Below are 14,142 nucleotides of genomic sequence, written 5' to 3' on the forward strand. Positions count from 1 at the left end.
TTAAAATACATTTATGGCAACTAATAGAACTTTCTCAATGATTAAGCCTGATGCAGTAGAGGCTGGTAACATCGGAGCTATCTTGAAAATGATGGAAGAAGCAGGATTTAGAATTGTAGCAATGAGAATGACAAAACTTTCCAAAGGAAGAGCTGGTCAGTTCTACGAAGTTCACAAAGAAAGACCATTTTATAATGATTTATGCGAATATATGTCTTCTGGGCATGTTGTGGCTCTTATTTTAGAAAAAGAAAATGCAGTTGCTGACTTCCGTAAATTGATTGGAGCTACTAATCCTGCTAATGCAGAAGATGGTACTATCCGTAAATTATTTGCAAAATCTATTGAAGCAAATGCTGTTCATGGTTCTGACTCTGATGAGAATGCTGCTATCGAAGGAGCTTTCTTCTTCTCAAGAATGCAACAATATTAATGACAAAAGCCTGCTTTAAGCAGGCTTTTGTTTTTTATGAAGTTAAATGACTTGCTTTTCCAACATATTTCCCTCTACTTTCTTCCAATACTTTCTGATAAAAAGCTTCATACTTAGGAAGAATTTTAGAGAGTTCAAACTCTTTGGCTCTTGCTAAAGCATTGGCTTTAAATTTAGGCAGATTATTTTCGTCTAAAATAATCAAAGTATTCTTTATCATATCATTTACATCTCCAACAGGACTTAAAAAACCTGTTACACCATGGATGTTCAATTCAGGTAACCCGCCTGCATTTGAAGAAATAACAGGAACTTCACAAGCCATTGCTTCCAAAGCAGCGAGTCCAAAACTTTCAGTTTCTGAAGGCATCATAAATACATCAGCCACAGAAAGAACTTCCTCAACAGCATCTAATTTCCCTAGAAAATGCACACATTTCTCAAGTTCTAAATCTCTACAAAGTTGTTCTATTTTGGGACGTTCAGGTCCATCACCTACCAAAAGCAATTTGGCAGGGATATACTTTTTCACTTCGGCAAAAACAGCTACCACATCTTCCATACGCTTTACTTTTCTAAAATTGGAAGTATGAACAAGCAACTTTTCATTATTTGGGCAAATTACCCCTTTAAAGTGATCTTTCTTCTGCTTTTTGAACCTTTCTAAATCTACAAAGTTCTGAATTACTTCAATGTCTTTCTTTATATCAAAATGCTCAAGTGTATCTTTTTTCAAACTTTCAGAAACGGTAGTTACACCATCCGACATATTGATACTGTGTGTAACAACAGGTTCAAAAGAAGGATCTTTCCCTACAAGTGTAATATCTGTACCATGTAAAGTAGTGACAACTGGGATTTCTATTCCTTTAGTTTGTAAAATTTGACGAGCTAAAATGGCAGCAGAAGCATGTGGGATGGCATAGTGTACATGTAATAAATCCAAATGAGTATTAGATACAACATCTACCATTTTGCTAGTAAGAGCTAATTCATAAGGTGCATGTTGAAACAAAGGGTAATTTGGGATATACACTTCATGATAAAAGATATTCTCATTGAAAAAATCTAAACGAACTGGTTGAGAATATGTAATAAAATGAATTTGATGGCCTTTTTGAGCTAATGCTTTCCCTAATTCCGTAGCGACTACACCACTACCCCCAAAGGTTGGATAACATACAACACCTATTTTCATAAACTTAATTTGATTCTTGTAAAACTTTTTATGATAACGTTTTTCAAAAGGTAAAAATTTTTGTTTTGCCAAACTTCTTTGTATAAAAACTAAAAACCTCTAAGAAAGTTAAGAATCTTAGAGGTTTTTAGAAAATTAATAAATTAAACTTATTTTACACTATCAATCGCAGCACAAATAGTGCTAAAAATTGTTTCTACTTCACCTACACCTTCTATCTTGTGTAATTTGCCTTGTCCATGGTAATAGGGGAGTACATGCATGGTTTTATTATAGTATTCAAAAATACGTTTGTTGATTTTTTCTTCTTCATCATCAGAACGATTTTCAATTTCTTTTCTTTTTGCCAAACGAGTTCTGACTTCATCTTCACTTACATTTAGAGCTACTACAGCATGGATGGCTGTTCCTTGTTCCTTCATAAATTTATCAAGCATCTCAGCTTGAGTTACGGTACGAGGGAAACCATCAAAAATAAAACCTGTTATACCTTTGTTGTCATCCAAAACACCTTTTAGCATAGCAATTGTAATTTCATCAGGTACCAAAATACCATTATCTGTATATTCCTTTACCTTTTTCCCCAATTCTGTTTGCTCTTTGATGTGCTTGCGAAATAAATCTCCTGTAGAAATATGATGCAGATTATACTTTGCGATAAGTTTGTCGCTTTGTGTGCCTTTACCAGCACCTGGAGGTCCGAAAATAACAAGATTTAACATTATCAATAAGATTTTTATTTTCTAAAATATAAGGTTTATTCAGTTGTGTTTTAACCACACTCTTGGCTCAAAGAGCTAAAATACATAAATTTTCAAATTATCAAGAATTTCTAAAAAAAAAATATTGTTACTACTTAAATTTAATGTCCTTGATACGAATTTGTAGAGTTGTTTTATTATTAAAATGATTTTCTTCTAAATGATAACAAATATCAAAAGGTTGTCCACTATCAATTTGTTCATAGTGTTGAGCCATATTGAATGCAATGGCATCAAAATCTGCTGAATTTTCTTGTTTTACTTTAAATTTGATATGTAATTGAGGATGGTCTTTGCCCACAAGTTTGGTTTCGCCTTGAACAGCCACTACATTTTCTGAAACAAAAGTAGGTTGCATATTACCTGGACCAAAAGGGGCTATTTGATTCAAAATCCTCATAAATCTATCATTAGCATTTCTCAAAGGCAAAATCATATCTATATCCAAACGTGGGATAAGTTGCTCTGGGGTAATAGTAGATGCTACAATCTGTTCAAATTTTTGTTGAAAGGCAGGAATATTCTCAATTTTCATTGTAAGACCAGCAGCATGTTTGTGTCCGCCAAATTGTTCTAATAAATCGGAACAGGCTTCTATTGCTTCATGTACATCAAAATCGGGAACAGACCTTGCTGAACCAGCAGCTTTTCCATTAGAATGTGTAAGAATAATAGTAGGACGATGATAATGCTCAATACAACGTGAAGCTACAATTCCAATCACACCTTTATGCCAGCTTTCTTTATACAAAACAGTAGATTTGGACTTCTGGAGATTATCAGCCAAAATCATATCTAATGCTTCTTTGGTAATATTTTTATCAAAGTCTTTTCTATCTTTATTATTCTCTTGTATGTGTTCTACAAATCTATTAGCTTCTTCATCATTATTACTTACCAAAAGCTTAACAGCATTAGAAGCATGCTCAATTCTTCCAGCAGCATTAATGCGAGGTCCAATACCAAAAACCACATTCATAATGGTCATATCTTTGTCTTCAGAAAAACCAGCTACCTGCATCAATTTTCTAAGCCCTAACATCGGTTTTTTGTTGAGTTTGTCTAATCCATAAAAAGCTAAAACTCTGTTTTCGCCAGTAATAGGCACAATATCGCAGGCTATACTTACAACTACTAAATCTAAAAATTGATATAACTCATTCAAATCTATATTTTTATGAATAGAATAAGCCTGCAAAAGTTTGAACCCAACACCACAACCAGAAAGCTCTTTGTAAGGATACTGACAATCAGAACGTTTTGGGTCTAAAACAGCTACAGCTTTTGGTATTTCTTTGCCAGGTAAATGGTGGTCACAAACAATAAAATCAACCCCTAAACTATTGGCGTATGCAATTAAATCAACAGATTTTACCCCACAATCTAAAGCAATAATAAGTGAAAATCCGTTTTCTTTGGCATAATCAATGCCTTGCTTAGAAACTCCGTATCCTTCTTTATATCTATCAGGTATATAATATATAAGGTGTTGATAAAATTTAAGTAAAAACTGATATACCAAAGCTACCGAAGTTGTCCCATCTACATCATAATCACCAAAAACCATAATTTTTTCTTCATTGGTAATGGCTTTGTCCAATCTCTCAACAGCTTTATCCATATCCTTCATTAAAAAAGGATCATGGAGATGTTCTAATTTAGGTCTGAAAAATAACTTTGCATCATCAAAACTCGTAATTTCTCTTTGAGCAAGTAAATAAGCTAAATTTTCATCTATGCCCACAGACTTAGAAAGTTCTTGTACTATTTTAGGGTCAGGTTTGGGGCGTTGTATCCAACGTATTTCAGCCATTTTCTTAAGTTTTAAAGTCAAAAGTAACAAAAAAATGATGTTTTTTCAATAATGACTCAAAAAATACAAAGATGAAATATTGCATTATAGAACTTTTATCTAAATTTGCTATTGGGGAATTTTAAATGTTAATTTATTTATGAAAAGAAATATTATTGGAACAACTATAATACTTTTTGTAATCACACTAACAACAATTAGTATGAATGCTCCCAAGTTTATTGAAAACAATAAAACTGAAAAAATGCTTCAAACTGAATGTAATTATAGTTTTCATACAAAGCAGGGTTTTGGATTCAAAGGCTGTAAGGCTCTTGTGACTAGTATTCACGCTATAACACCAGCTAAAAGAGGTAAATATGACTTAAAAAAAACTGGAAAATATGAAGGCCCTATGGATAAAATCGATAAAAACGGGCAAATCAATCCAAGTTCAACTTATATATATATTTATAAGTCCAGAGAAGCAGCAGAAGAAGGTAGAGAAAAAGTTATAAAAGAATTTACCAGACAAAGTTGTAAAATCATTTATAAAGAAGTAAAAGATAAATGTAAATAAAGTACAATAGGACAAATCATAAGATAAAGGCTTCTTTTATAATAAAGGAAGCCTTTATCTTTATAAAACGTCATGATAAAATCTATAAGATGCTGAAAATAAAATAAATTTATAAAATATTTTTTTGTTTTCTGATTTTTATTTCTAACTTTGCAGTCCCTTACAGAAAACCATCTGTAAGGTTCTCATTTTTTGAACTTTAAGAAAAATATTACAAAAAATGTCTGGAATAATCGGAAAAAAAATTGGAATGACTAGCTTTTTTAGTGCCGAGGGACAACTTGTCGCATGCACAGTCATAGAAGCTGGTCCTTGCGTTGTTACGCAAGTGAAGACGAAGGAAAAGGACGGTTACGAAGCGATTCAATTAGGTTTTGCAGAGGCGAAAGAAAAAAACACCTCTAAACCAATGTTGGGACACTTCAAAAAAGCTGAGACTACTCCTAAAAGAAAAGTTGTAGAGTTTCAAGACTTCTCTAAAGAAGTAAAACTTGGCGACACAGTACTTGCTCAAGACATCTTAGCGGAAGGTGATCTTGTAAACGTAGTTGGAACATCGAAAGGTAAAGGCTTTCAAGGTGTTGTAAAAAGACACGGATTTAGCGGTGTGGGTGGTCAAACTCACGGTCAGCACAACCGTTTAAGAGCTCCCGGTTCATTAGGTCCTGGTTCTACACCTGGACGTGTATTCCCTGGTATCAAAATGGCAGGAAGAACAGGTGGAGATAGAGTGAAAGTTCAAAACCTAAAAGTTTTGAAAGTATTGCCCGAAAAGAACCTAATTCTTATTAGTGGTTCTATCCCCGGTGCTATCAATTCTTATGTAATCATCGAGAAATAATTTAGAGCCATGGAATTATCAGTATTGAACATATCAGGAGCAGAAACTGGCAGAAAAATCAATTTGTCAGATGAGATTTTTGGCATCGAGCCAAATCAGCATGCCGTATATTTGGATGTAAAACATTTCCTTGCTGCTCAACGCCAAGGAACACACAAAGCAAAAGAACGTAACGAAATTCACGGTTCTACTCGTAAATTGCACAGACAAAAAGGTACGGGAGGTTCTCGTAAAGGTAGTATCAAAAACCCTCTTTACCGTCATGGTGGTCGTGTTTTTGGTCCAGTCCCTAGAGATTACGACTTCAAATTAAATAAAAAAGTAAAACAATTAGCTCGTAAGTCGGCATTTACATACAAAGCTCAAGAGGCAGCTATCAAAGTTTTAGAAAACTTTAGCTTTGCTTCTCCAAAAACAAAAGCTTATATAGAAATGCTTTCTAAATTAGCCCTTTCTAACAAGAAAACTTTACTTGTATTGCCTGAACATACTCCTAATGTATATCTTTCTGGCAGAAACATCCCTAAAACTAAAATCACAACAGTTGATAGCGTAAATACTTATGATATCATGAATGCTGATGCTTTGATTTTATGCGAAGGGGCTGTAGCTAAAATTCAACAATTGTTTGTAAACGATTAAGCCAATGAAGACGATTATAAAAAAAGCAGTTATAAGCGAAAAAGCAGCAAGTTTACATGATGCTGGTGTTTATACCTTTATTGTAGATAAAAAAGCGAATAAAGTAGAAATTAGTAAGGCTGTAGAAAAACTTTATGGCGTGAACGTGGAAAGCGTGAATACAATACGTTATGCAGGAAAAGCAAAAACACGCTACACAAAGGCAGCAATTATGTCTGGTCGTACACCAGCTTTCAAAAAAGCAATCGTAAGATTAGTAGCTGGTGATTTTATTGATGTTTATGGAAATGCGTAAAGCATAGATATTCAAAATAGTGCCTTATATAAGGCACTTAGCTTGAATGTAATATAGTGCTTCACTGATAAAGAAGAAAAAAATGGCAGTAAAAAAACTAAAACCCATTACACCCGGACAACGCTTTAGAATTGCTCCGATTTTCTCCGAAATAACAAAAAGCAAGCCTGAAAAGTCCTTGTTAGAGCCCATCAAGAAAAGTGGTGGACGTAACAATCAAGGAAAGATGACGATGCGTTATATTGGCGGAGGACACAAAAGAAGATATCGTATCATCGATTTTAGAAGAGATAAATTCGATATGCCTGCAACTGTGCTTGGCATTGAGTACGACCCTAACAGAACTTCATATATTGCTCTTGTGCAATACGAAGATGGCGAAAAACGCTATATCATCGCTCCTGAAGGTTTGAAAGTTGGTACAAAAGTTTCTTCTGGTAAAAATGTAGCTCCTGAATTAGGAAATGCATTGCCTCTTGGAGAAATGCCTCTTGGTACAATTGTACACAACATCGAATTACGTCCTGGTAAAGGAGGAGCTTTGGCAAGAAGTGCGGGAACGTATGCTCAAGTACTTGCAAAAGATGGCAAATATGTAACTCTTAAATTGCCTTCTGGCGAAATGAGAATGGTTTTGGCTACTTGTATTGCTACTGTAGGAAAGGCTTCAAATGCCGACCACATGAACGAACAGATGGGTAAAGCTGGTAGAAACCGTTGGGCCGGAAGAAGACCACGTACAAGAGGTGTTGCAATGAACCCCGTAGATCACCCTATGGGAGGTGGTGAAGGTAGAGCCTCTGGAGGTCATCCTCGTTCAAGGAAAGGTTTACTTGCTAAAGGTAAGAAAACCAGATCCAAGAAAAAGTATTCTAATCGTTTAATTATCAGCAAACGTAAAAAATAGTTATGGGACGTTCGTTAAAAAAAGGACCTTATGTAGATTTCAGACTCACCAAGAAAGTAACAGTAATGGAAGAGTCTGGCAAAAAGTCAGTAATCAAGACTTGGTCTCGCCGTTGTACAATTGCTCCTGACTTCGTAGGACACACTTTCGCTGTATATAATGGAAATAAATTCATTCCTGTGTATGTATCTGAGCAAATGGTGGGACATAAATTAGGTGAATTTGCACCTACTCGTAACTTTAGAGGACACGTTGCCAAAAAAGATAAAGGCAAAAAATAACAATATGGATAAGAGGATAATCCGAAAAACCTCCTAAAAGCAAACAAAGTATGGAAGCAGTTGCTAAACTAAGAAATGTACCTACTTCACCCCGCAAAATGCAGTTGGTGGTTGATATCATCCGTGGAATGGAAGTAGGAAAGGCTTTGGGCGTATTGAAATACCAGCCCAATCATGCAGCCAAAGATTTAGAGAAACTTTTACTTTCTGCTGTTGCTAACTGGCAACAAAAGAATGAAGGTGTTAGATTGGAAGATGCCGATTTATATGTAAAAACTATTTTTGTAGGGCATGGTAAAATGTTGAAGAGACTAAGACCAGCTCCTCAAGGTAGAGGTCATCGTATCCGTAAACGCTCTAACCACGTTACCTTAATTGTAGATGACCGTAACGCATTATCATAATTCTAAACACTTGTAAAGACAATGGGACAAAAAGTTAATCCGATAGGTTTTAGATTAGGCATCGTTAAGGGATGGGAATCTAACTGGTTTGGTGGAAAAGATTTCTCTGATAAATTAGTAGAAGATGATAAAATCAGAAAATATGTAGAAGCTCGTGTACCAAAAGGTGGTATCGCTCGTATTCTGATTGAACGTACACTTAAAAGAATTACCCTTACTATCCAAACAGCTCGCCCTGGTGTAGTTATTGGAAAAGGTGGTAATGAAGTGGATAAAATTAAAGAAGAATTAAAGAAAATTACTGGTAAGGATGTTCAAATCAACATCTTTGAAATTAAACGCCCCGAAATTGATGCTCGTTTGGTAGCTGATACAGTTGCTCAACAAATCAGAGCTAGAATTTCTTACCGTAGAGCTATGAAGCAAGCAATTGCATCTGCTATGCGTGTAGGAGCTGAAGGTATCAAGATTAAAGTATCTGGACGTTTAGGAGGTGCTGATATGGCTCGTACTGAACAGTATAAAGAAGGAAGAGTACCTTTGCATACCCTTCGTGCTGATATTGACTATGCTGTGGCTGAAGCAGATACAGTATATGGTAAAATTGGCGTGAAAGTATGGATCTTCAAAGGCGAGGTTTATGGAAAACCTGATTTGTACCCAGGAATGGAAGCTTCTTCTAACAATACAGGCGGAAATAAAGAGAACCGCAAACCCAAAGGTGCAGGCGGAAACTCTAATAAGAAAAGAAGAAGAAAAGAAAAATAAACTAAAGGAGATGAAGTTTGTACCGTTACTACTTGACTTCATCTTTTATCGTGTTTATCAGGTCTAAAACAGCAAAGCAATGTTACAACCGAAAAGAACCAAATATAGAAAACAGCAAAAAGGACGTGTAAAAGGGCTCGCTACACGCGGAGCAGAAATTGCTTTTGGCTCTTTTGCTATCAAGTCTTTAGAAGTTGCTTGGATTACAGCTCGCCAAATTGAAGCAGCTCGTATTTCCATGACTCGTGAAATGAAACGTGAGGGACAAGTATGGATTCGTATTTTCCCTGATAAGCCTGTAACCAAAAAACCTGCTGAGGTTCGTATGGGTAAAGGTAAAGGTGCTCCCGAATATTGGGTAGCTTGTATCAAACCAGGTACTATTCTTTTTGAAATAGCTGGTGTGAAACAAGAAGTAGCAGAGGAAGCTTTGAGACTAGCAGCTCAAAAATTACCCGTAAAGACTAAATTTGTAGTACGTAGAGACTACATTGAATCTTAATCCTTAAGAGACAATGAAAGCAGTAGATTTAAAAAAACTTTCGCTTGATGAATTGAAAGCGAAATTGACGCAGGAGCAAGATGCTCTCCTGAAACTCAAAATGGCTCATGCCATTACACCTGTAGAGAACCCAATGAGAATCAGAGAGGCTCGTAAAGTGGTTGCCCGTATCCAAACGGTTATCAGAGAAAAAGAACTCGCTAAATAATCAAAGATTATGGAACAAGTAGCACTACAACGAAATGCCCGTAAAGAAAAAGTAGGCAAAGTAGTAAGTAATAAAATGAATAAATCTATCGTAGTAGCTGTAGAACGTAGGGTAAAACACCCTATTTATGGTAAGTTTATGAAAAAAACTACCACATTTATGGCTCACGATGAGAAGCAAGAATGTAATATCGGTGATGTGGTTAAAATTATGGAATGCAGACCACTTAGCAAATTAAAACGTTGGAGATTAGTTTCAATCATTGAAAAGGCTAAATAAGTATGATACGTCAAGAATCAAGACTCAATGTAGCAGATAACAGCGGTGCCAAAGAAGTTCTTTGTATCCGTATTTTGGGTGGTACAGGCAAAAAATTTGCTTCAGTTGGAGATAAAATTATCGTGAGCATTAAATCTGCTCTTCCTTCTGGCAACGCCAAAAAAGGTACTGTATCCAGAGCCGTTATCGTAAGAACTAAAAAAGAAGTTCGTAGAAAAGACGGGTCTTATATCCGTTTCGAGGATAATGCAGCAGTTTTGCTTAACAATAACGATGAACCTAAAGGTACACGTATCTTCGGACCAGTTGCTCGTGAATTGCGTGAAAAACAATTTATGAAAATTGTATCATTAGCCCCTGAAGTTATTTAAAGATATGGAAAGAAAGCATAACAAGCAGCAGAAGCTTCATATCAAAACTGGCGATATGGTTTTGGTAATTGCAGGAGTTTCAAAAGGCAAAAAAGGAAAAATTAAAGAAATCCTTGTTGAAAAAAACCGTGCAATTGTTGAAGGTTTGAATATAGTAAAAAAACATGTGAAGCCTTCGGCTAACCAACCTCAAGGTGGTATAGTTGAAAAAGAGGCTGGTATTCACATCAGTAATTTGATGTTGATTGACCCTAAAACAGGAGAGCCTACCCGTACAGGTAGAAAATTGAATGAAAAGGGTAAACTTCAAAGATTTTCTAAAAAGACTAAAGAGTTTATACAATAATGGCAACAACTCCCAGACTTAAAGAGAAGTTCGTAAAAGAAATTGCATCTGCATTGAAAGAAAAATTTCAATATAAATCTGTGATGCAAGTACCTAAACTTACTAAAATAGTAGTAAACAAAGGTATTGGTGCTGCTGTTGCCGACAAAAAACTTGTTGAGCAAGGAGTAGAAGAACTTACAACTATTACAGGACAGAAAGCAGTAGCTACTTACTCTAAGCAGGCTATCTCCAATTTCAAATTGCGTGAAAATATGCCTATTGGTGCAAGAGTTACCTTACGTGGAAATACCATGTACGAATTCTTAGACCGTTTGATGACTGTGGCTCTTCCTCGTGTAAGAGATTTCAAAGGTATCAATGAAAAAGGATTTGATGGTAGAGGAAATTATACTTTAGGTGTAAAAGAGCAGATTATTTTCCCTGAAATCAGTATAGATAAAGTGAATCGTATTTCTGGTATGGACATTACTTTTGTAACAACTGCTGAAACAGACGAAGAAGCTTTTGAATTACTAAAAGCATTTGGAATGCCTTTTGCAAATCAGAAAAAATCTTAAAAACTATCTTAGACAATGGCAAAAGAATCAATGAAAGCTCGCGAGCGTAAAAGAGCTAAATTAGTAGCAAGATACGCTGAGAAAAGAGAAGCTCTCAAGGCTGCTGGAGACTACGAGGCTTTAGATAAATTACCTAAAAACGCATCACCTGTACGTTTGCACAACCGTTGCAAAATTACAGGTCGTCCAAAAGGTTATATCAGAAGATTTGGTATTTCTAGGGTTTTATTAAGAGATTGGGCTTCTGCAGGAAAAATACCAGGCTTGACAAAAGCTAGTTGGTAACATTTGGAAAATAATATAAAAAAAATTAACATTTTGATTTGCAAATCAAAATGTTTTTTTTAACTTTGCGTCCTCAATTTGAGGGCTTTAATTCATTGTGTATCATGGTAACAACAGACCCTATTGCAGATTATCTAACAAGATTAAGAAACGCAATAAAAGCAAAACATAGAATCGTTGAGATTCCTGCTTCAAACATTAAAAAAGCAATGACAAAAGTATTGCATGAGAAAGGTTATATTCAAAATTATAAATTTGAAGAAACTGCAAATCATCAAGGTCTTATAAAAATTGCTTTAAAGTATAACCCCACGACTAAAGAACCAGCTATCACGAAAATTTCTCGTGTAAGTACACCAGGTTTGCGTCAATATGTGGGCGTAGATAATATACCAAGAGTCCTGAACGGTTTAGGAGTAGCTGTTATTTCTACTTCAAAAGGTGTAATGACCGATAAGGAAGCACGCACCCTCAATGTAGGTGGCGAAGTATTGTGCTACGTTTATTAAGATAACGTCAAAAAAAAAAACAATGTCAAGAATTGGAAAAAAACCGATTGCTCTACCAGACAAAGTTTCTGTTACACTTAAAGGTAATGTTGTAAGTGTAAAAGGACCCAAAGGTGAATTGAGCCAAACCATCGACACTGATATTAAAGTTGCAGTGGAAGAGGGTACAGTAGTAGTTGAAAGACCTACGGAACAAAAAAGACATAAGGCATTACATGGATTGTACAGAGCCTTAATCAACAACATGGTAGTTGGTGTAAGTGAAGGTTATAAAATCTCCTTGGAATTAGTTGGGGTAGGTTATAAAGCCAGTGCTACAGGTAGCATTTTAGAATTAGCTCTTGGTTACTCTCACCCTATATTCTTTGCATTACCTTCAGAAATTAAAATTACTACAGTGACTGAAAAAGGTAAAAACCCTTTGATTCACTTAGAAGGTATTGACAAACAATTGATAGGTCATATTGCAGCAAAAATCAGATCTTTACGTCCTGTTGAACCTTACAAAGGTAAAGGTGTGCGTTTTGTTGGTCAAGAAATTAGAAGAAAAGCTGGTAAAACTGCCTCTAAAAAATAATGAACTATGGCTACAAATAAAGCAAACAGAAGACAGAAAATTAAGCGTAGAATTAGAGGTAATGTTTTTGGTACAGTTACCAAACCACGCCTTTCAGTATTTAGATCTAATACACGCATCTACGCTCAGATTATTGATGATACAAAAGGTGTTACACTTGCGAGTGCATCTTCATTCGATATCAATGCGACAAAGATAAATATCGACACTGCTAAAGAAGTAGGTAAAAAATTGGCTGAAAAAGCTACTGCTAACGGTGTGAAAGCTGTAGTTTTCGACAGAAACGGATATCTTTATCATGGTAAAGTGAAAGCTTTGGCTGATGGAGCAAGAGAAGGCGGTTTACAATTCTAAAAAATGACAACAATGAACAAAAGAATCGTTAAAGTAAGCGAACTTGAACTCAAAGAAAGAGTAGTAGCCGTAGAAAGAGTAGCGAAAGTAGTAAAAGGTGGTCGTCGTTTTAGCTTTGCTGCTATTGTAGTAGTAGGTAACGGTGATGGTGTAGTGGGGTATGGCTTAGGTAAAGCGAATGAAGTTACAGATGCTATTACAAAAGGTATTCAAGATGCAAAGAAAAACTTGGTACAAGTTCCTATCATAAAACATACTATTCCCCATGAAGCTCATGGTAAATTCTGTGGTGGTAGAGTATTTGTAAAGCCTGCAGCAGCTGGTACAGGTGTAATTGCAGGTGGTGCAATGCGTGCTGTATTGGAAAGTGCTGGTATCAAAGATGTACTTGCAAAATCTAAAGGTTCATCAAACCCTCATAATGTGGTAAAAGCTACTATTGATGCCCTTTTAAAGTTAAGAGCTCCTCATAATGTAGCTCGCCAAAGAGGTGTAAGTTTGGATAAAGTATTTAATGGATAAGACAATGGCAAAAGTTAAAGTAACACAGACAAATAGCCTTATTGGTCGTCCTGAGAGACAACACAAAATTATGCAGGCTCTTGGTTTAGGCAAAATAGGTAAATCACGCGAGGTGGAGAATACTCCTCAGATTCAAGGCATGATTAACAAAGTGACTCACTTGGTAAAAGTAGAGAATCTTTAAAAAATATTTTAAGTTTTAAGTTTACTTTGTGTAAGCTTAAAACTTAAATTTTAGTAATTAGCGTTCAGCGTAAGCGAGTTAAACCAAAAAAGCAATGAAATTACATGAATTAAAACCTGCTGCAGGTTCTATTAAAACCAATAAAAGATTGGGTAGAGGTGCGGGTTCTGGTATGGGTGGAACATCAACCAGAGGACACAAAGGAGCGAAATCTCGTTCTGGTTACAAATCTAAAAGAGGTTTTGAAGGTGGACAAATGCCACTTCAAAGACGTATTCCTAAGTTTGGATTTAAAAATCCTTTCAAAGTAGAATACAAACCTGTTAATTTGGACACCATCGCAGAAATGGCAGAGCAATTCTCTGTACAAGTCATTGATATGGCATTCTTACAACAACATGGTTTTGTAGCTAAAAAAGATTTAATCAAAGTATTGGGTAGAGGTGAACTCAAAGCAAAATTGAGTGTAACTGCTCATGCATTCTCTAAATCAGCGAAAGAAGCCATCGAAAAATCAGGAGGCACAGCCACCACACTCTAAGT

25 protein-coding genes are annotated in these 14,142 nt (G+C 35.6%); 22 read left to right on the plus strand and 3 right to left on the minus strand.

The features are described from left to right. The first annotated feature begins 13 nt into the window (after positions 1–13). Positions 14–433, plus strand: a complete 420-nt coding sequence (locus AD998_04455; GenBank protein ID KOY85504.1) for a nucleoside diphosphate kinase — start codon at positions 14–16, stop codon at positions 431–433. 34 nt (positions 434–467) lie between these two features. On the opposite strand, the gene AD998_04460 is transcribed toward AD998_04455, so the two are convergent. The 3 genes from AD998_04460 to AD998_04470 all read right to left on the minus strand — a co-directional run bounded on the left by AD998_04460 (position 468) and on the right by AD998_04470 (position 4,205). Continuing rightward, on the minus strand, positions 468–1,631 hold the full coding sequence (locus AD998_04460; GenBank protein ID KOY88052.1) for an N-acetyl-alpha-D-glucosaminyl L-malate synthase: 1,164 nt from the start codon (positions 1,629–1,631) through the stop codon (positions 468–470). A 149-nt stretch (positions 1,632–1,780) separates the two neighbouring features. Continuing rightward, on the minus strand, positions 1,781–2,353 hold the full coding sequence (locus AD998_04465; GenBank protein ID KOY85505.1) for an adenylate kinase: 573 nt from the start codon (positions 2,351–2,353) through the stop codon (positions 1,781–1,783). 130 nt (positions 2,354–2,483) lie between these two features. Beyond that, the gene (locus AD998_04470; protein KOY85506.1) at positions 2,484–4,205 is read right to left on the minus strand and encodes a single-stranded-DNA-specific exonuclease RecJ; all 1,722 of its coding nucleotides are present in this window, start codon (positions 4,203–4,205) and stop codon (positions 2,484–2,486) included. 139 nt (positions 4,206–4,344) lie between these two features. On the opposite strand from AD998_04470, the gene AD998_04475 reads away from it, so the two are divergent. The 21 genes from AD998_04475 (at position 4,345) to AD998_04575 (ending at position 14,140) form a co-directional block, all read left to right on the plus strand. Then, the gene (locus AD998_04475) at positions 4,345–4,764 is read left to right on the plus strand and encodes a hypothetical protein (GenBank protein ID KOY85507.1); all 420 of its coding nucleotides are present in this window, start codon (positions 4,345–4,347) and stop codon (positions 4,762–4,764) included. 220 nt (positions 4,765–4,984) lie between these two features. Beyond that, positions 4,985–5,605, plus strand: a complete 621-nt coding sequence (locus AD998_04480) for a 50S ribosomal protein L3 (protein ID KOY85508.1) — start codon at positions 4,985–4,987, stop codon at positions 5,603–5,605. Positions 5,606–5,614: 9 nt separating this feature from the next. Then, positions 5,615–6,247 (plus strand): 50S ribosomal protein L4, encoded by a 633-nt coding sequence (locus tag AD998_04485; GenBank protein ID KOY85509.1) that lies wholly within the window; start codon positions 5,615–5,617, stop codon positions 6,245–6,247. Between the two features lie 4 nt (positions 6,248–6,251). After that, positions 6,252–6,542 (plus strand): 50S ribosomal protein L23, encoded by a 291-nt coding sequence (locus AD998_04490; GenBank protein ID KOY85510.1) that lies wholly within the window; start codon positions 6,252–6,254, stop codon positions 6,540–6,542. A gap of 82 nt (positions 6,543–6,624) precedes the next feature. Further along, positions 6,625–7,449 carry a 50S ribosomal protein L2 gene (gene rplB / locus AD998_04495; protein KOY85511.1) on the plus strand — a complete coding sequence of 275 codons (825 nt, stop codon included), beginning with the start codon at positions 6,625–6,627 and terminating at the stop codon, positions 7,447–7,449. Between the two features lie 2 nt (positions 7,450–7,451). Further along, a complete protein-coding gene (locus AD998_04500; protein KOY85512.1) occupies positions 7,452–7,730 on the plus strand; it encodes a 30S ribosomal protein S19 in 279 nt (92 codons plus the stop codon). A 50-nt stretch (positions 7,731–7,780) separates the two neighbouring features. After that, positions 7,781–8,134 carry a 50S ribosomal protein L22 gene (locus AD998_04505; GenBank protein ID KOY85513.1) on the plus strand — a complete coding sequence of 118 codons (354 nt, stop codon included), beginning with the start codon at positions 7,781–7,783 and terminating at the stop codon, positions 8,132–8,134. A 21-nt stretch (positions 8,135–8,155) separates the two neighbouring features. Then, on the plus strand, positions 8,156–8,902 hold the full coding sequence (locus AD998_04510; protein ID KOY85514.1) for a 30S ribosomal protein S3: 747 nt from the start codon (positions 8,156–8,158) through the stop codon (positions 8,900–8,902). Between the two features lie 79 nt (positions 8,903–8,981). Beyond that, entirely contained in the window at positions 8,982–9,404 is a 423-nt protein-coding gene (locus tag AD998_04515; protein KOY85515.1) for a 50S ribosomal protein L16, read from the plus strand. A gap of 13 nt (positions 9,405–9,417) precedes the next feature. Continuing rightward, positions 9,418–9,612: a 50S ribosomal protein L29 gene (locus tag AD998_04520; protein ID KOY85516.1), complete on the plus strand. Its 195-nt coding sequence runs from the start codon at positions 9,418–9,420 to the stop codon at positions 9,610–9,612. Between the two features lie 9 nt (positions 9,613–9,621). Further along, complete coding sequence (locus AD998_04525) at positions 9,622–9,891, plus strand: 30S ribosomal protein S17 (protein ID KOY85517.1); 270 nt, start codon at positions 9,622–9,624, stop codon at positions 9,889–9,891. A 2-nt stretch (positions 9,892–9,893) separates the two neighbouring features. Then, positions 9,894–10,262: a 50S ribosomal protein L14 gene (locus AD998_04530; GenBank protein ID KOY85518.1), complete on the plus strand. Its 369-nt coding sequence runs from the start codon at positions 9,894–9,896 to the stop codon at positions 10,260–10,262. 4 nt (positions 10,263–10,266) lie between these two features. Then, positions 10,267–10,608 carry a 50S ribosomal protein L24 gene (locus AD998_04535; protein ID KOY85519.1) on the plus strand — a complete coding sequence of 114 codons (342 nt, stop codon included), beginning with the start codon at positions 10,267–10,269 and terminating at the stop codon, positions 10,606–10,608. Next, positions 10,608–11,168, plus strand: coding sequence for a 50S ribosomal protein L5 (locus AD998_04540; GenBank protein ID KOY85520.1), 561 nt, complete (start codon positions 10,608–10,610; stop codon positions 11,166–11,168). The genes AD998_04535 and AD998_04540 overlap by 1 nt, the downstream gene beginning before the upstream one ends. A 15-nt stretch (positions 11,169–11,183) precedes the next feature. Then, positions 11,184–11,453 carry a 30S ribosomal protein S14 gene (locus AD998_04545; GenBank protein KOY85521.1) on the plus strand — a complete coding sequence of 90 codons (270 nt, stop codon included), beginning with the start codon at positions 11,184–11,186 and terminating at the stop codon, positions 11,451–11,453. A gap of 104 nt (positions 11,454–11,557) precedes the next feature. Then, on the plus strand, positions 11,558–11,962 hold the full coding sequence (locus tag AD998_04550) for a 30S ribosomal protein S8 (protein ID KOY88053.1): 405 nt from the start codon (positions 11,558–11,560) through the stop codon (positions 11,960–11,962). Between the two features lie 22 nt (positions 11,963–11,984). Beyond that, a complete protein-coding gene (locus AD998_04555) occupies positions 11,985–12,539 on the plus strand; it encodes a 50S ribosomal protein L6 (protein ID KOY85522.1) in 555 nt (184 codons plus the stop codon). 6 nt (positions 12,540–12,545) lie between these two features. After that, positions 12,546–12,893, plus strand: coding sequence for a 50S ribosomal protein L18 (locus AD998_04560; GenBank protein KOY85523.1), 348 nt, complete (start codon positions 12,546–12,548; stop codon positions 12,891–12,893). A gap of 3 nt (positions 12,894–12,896) precedes the next feature. Further along, positions 12,897–13,415, plus strand: coding sequence for a 30S ribosomal protein S5 (locus AD998_04565; GenBank protein ID KOY85524.1), 519 nt, complete (start codon positions 12,897–12,899; stop codon positions 13,413–13,415). Between the two features lie 4 nt (positions 13,416–13,419). After that, positions 13,420–13,599 (plus strand): 50S ribosomal protein L30, encoded by a 180-nt coding sequence (locus AD998_04570; GenBank protein KOY88054.1) that lies wholly within the window; start codon positions 13,420–13,422, stop codon positions 13,597–13,599. Between the two features lie 94 nt (positions 13,600–13,693). Beyond that, the gene (locus tag AD998_04575) at positions 13,694–14,140 is read left to right on the plus strand and encodes a 50S ribosomal protein L15 (protein KOY85525.1); all 447 of its coding nucleotides are present in this window, start codon (positions 13,694–13,696) and stop codon (positions 14,138–14,140) included. The last annotated feature ends 2 nt before the right edge of the window (positions 14,141–14,142 follow it).

It is taken from the genome of bacterium 336/3 (genome assembly GCA_001281695.1).
Taxonomy (GTDB): domain Bacteria; phylum Bacteroidota; class Bacteroidia; order Cytophagales; family Thermonemataceae; genus Raineya.

What these genes read in the sequence shown, in the direction of transcription:
- AD998_04455 (KOY85504.1), top strand. Translation starts at nt 14, where the DNA reads ATGGCAACTAATAGAACTTTCTCAATGATTAAGCCTGATGCAGTAGAG.
- AD998_04460 (KOY88052.1), bottom strand. Translation starts at nt 1,631, where the DNA reads ATGAAAATAGGTGTTGTATGTTATCCAACCTTTGGGGGTAGTGGTGTA.
- AD998_04465 (KOY85505.1), bottom strand. Translation starts at nt 2,353, where the DNA reads ATGTTAAATCTTGTTATTTTCGGACCTCCAGGTGCTGGTAAAGGCACA.
- AD998_04470 (KOY85506.1), bottom strand. Translation starts at nt 4,205, where the DNA reads ATGGCTGAAATACGTTGGATACAACGCCCCAAACCTGACCCTAAAATA.
- AD998_04475 (KOY85507.1), top strand. Translation starts at nt 4,345, where the DNA reads ATGAAAAGAAATATTATTGGAACAACTATAATACTTTTTGTAATCACA.
- AD998_04480 (KOY85508.1), top strand. Translation starts at nt 4,985, where the DNA reads ATGTCTGGAATAATCGGAAAAAAAATTGGAATGACTAGCTTTTTTAGT.
- AD998_04485 (KOY85509.1), top strand. Translation starts at nt 5,615, where the DNA reads ATGGAATTATCAGTATTGAACATATCAGGAGCAGAAACTGGCAGAAAA.
- AD998_04490 (KOY85510.1), top strand. Translation starts at nt 6,252, where the DNA reads ATGAAGACGATTATAAAAAAAGCAGTTATAAGCGAAAAAGCAGCAAGT.
- rplB (KOY85511.1), top strand. Translation starts at nt 6,625, where the DNA reads ATGGCAGTAAAAAAACTAAAACCCATTACACCCGGACAACGCTTTAGA.
- AD998_04500 (KOY85512.1), top strand. Translation starts at nt 7,452, where the DNA reads ATGGGACGTTCGTTAAAAAAAGGACCTTATGTAGATTTCAGACTCACC.
- AD998_04505 (KOY85513.1), top strand. Translation starts at nt 7,781, where the DNA reads ATGGAAGCAGTTGCTAAACTAAGAAATGTACCTACTTCACCCCGCAAA.
- AD998_04510 (KOY85514.1), top strand. Translation starts at nt 8,156, where the DNA reads ATGGGACAAAAAGTTAATCCGATAGGTTTTAGATTAGGCATCGTTAAG.
- AD998_04515 (KOY85515.1), top strand. Translation starts at nt 8,982, where the DNA reads ATGTTACAACCGAAAAGAACCAAATATAGAAAACAGCAAAAAGGACGT.
- AD998_04520 (KOY85516.1), top strand. Translation starts at nt 9,418, where the DNA reads ATGAAAGCAGTAGATTTAAAAAAACTTTCGCTTGATGAATTGAAAGCG.
- AD998_04525 (KOY85517.1), top strand. Translation starts at nt 9,622, where the DNA reads ATGGAACAAGTAGCACTACAACGAAATGCCCGTAAAGAAAAAGTAGGC.
- AD998_04530 (KOY85518.1), top strand. Translation starts at nt 9,894, where the DNA reads ATGATACGTCAAGAATCAAGACTCAATGTAGCAGATAACAGCGGTGCC.
- AD998_04535 (KOY85519.1), top strand. Translation starts at nt 10,267, where the DNA reads ATGGAAAGAAAGCATAACAAGCAGCAGAAGCTTCATATCAAAACTGGC.
- AD998_04540 (KOY85520.1), top strand. Translation starts at nt 10,608, where the DNA reads ATGGCAACAACTCCCAGACTTAAAGAGAAGTTCGTAAAAGAAATTGCA.
- AD998_04545 (KOY85521.1), top strand. Translation starts at nt 11,184, where the DNA reads ATGGCAAAAGAATCAATGAAAGCTCGCGAGCGTAAAAGAGCTAAATTA.
- AD998_04550 (KOY88053.1), top strand. Translation starts at nt 11,558, where the DNA reads ATGGTAACAACAGACCCTATTGCAGATTATCTAACAAGATTAAGAAAC.
- AD998_04555 (KOY85522.1), top strand. Translation starts at nt 11,985, where the DNA reads ATGTCAAGAATTGGAAAAAAACCGATTGCTCTACCAGACAAAGTTTCT.
- AD998_04560 (KOY85523.1), top strand. Translation starts at nt 12,546, where the DNA reads ATGGCTACAAATAAAGCAAACAGAAGACAGAAAATTAAGCGTAGAATT.
- AD998_04565 (KOY85524.1), top strand. Translation starts at nt 12,897, where the DNA reads ATGACAACAATGAACAAAAGAATCGTTAAAGTAAGCGAACTTGAACTC.
- AD998_04570 (KOY88054.1), top strand. Translation starts at nt 13,420, where the DNA reads ATGGCAAAAGTTAAAGTAACACAGACAAATAGCCTTATTGGTCGTCCT.
- AD998_04575 (KOY85525.1), top strand. Translation starts at nt 13,694, where the DNA reads ATGAAATTACATGAATTAAAACCTGCTGCAGGTTCTATTAAAACCAAT.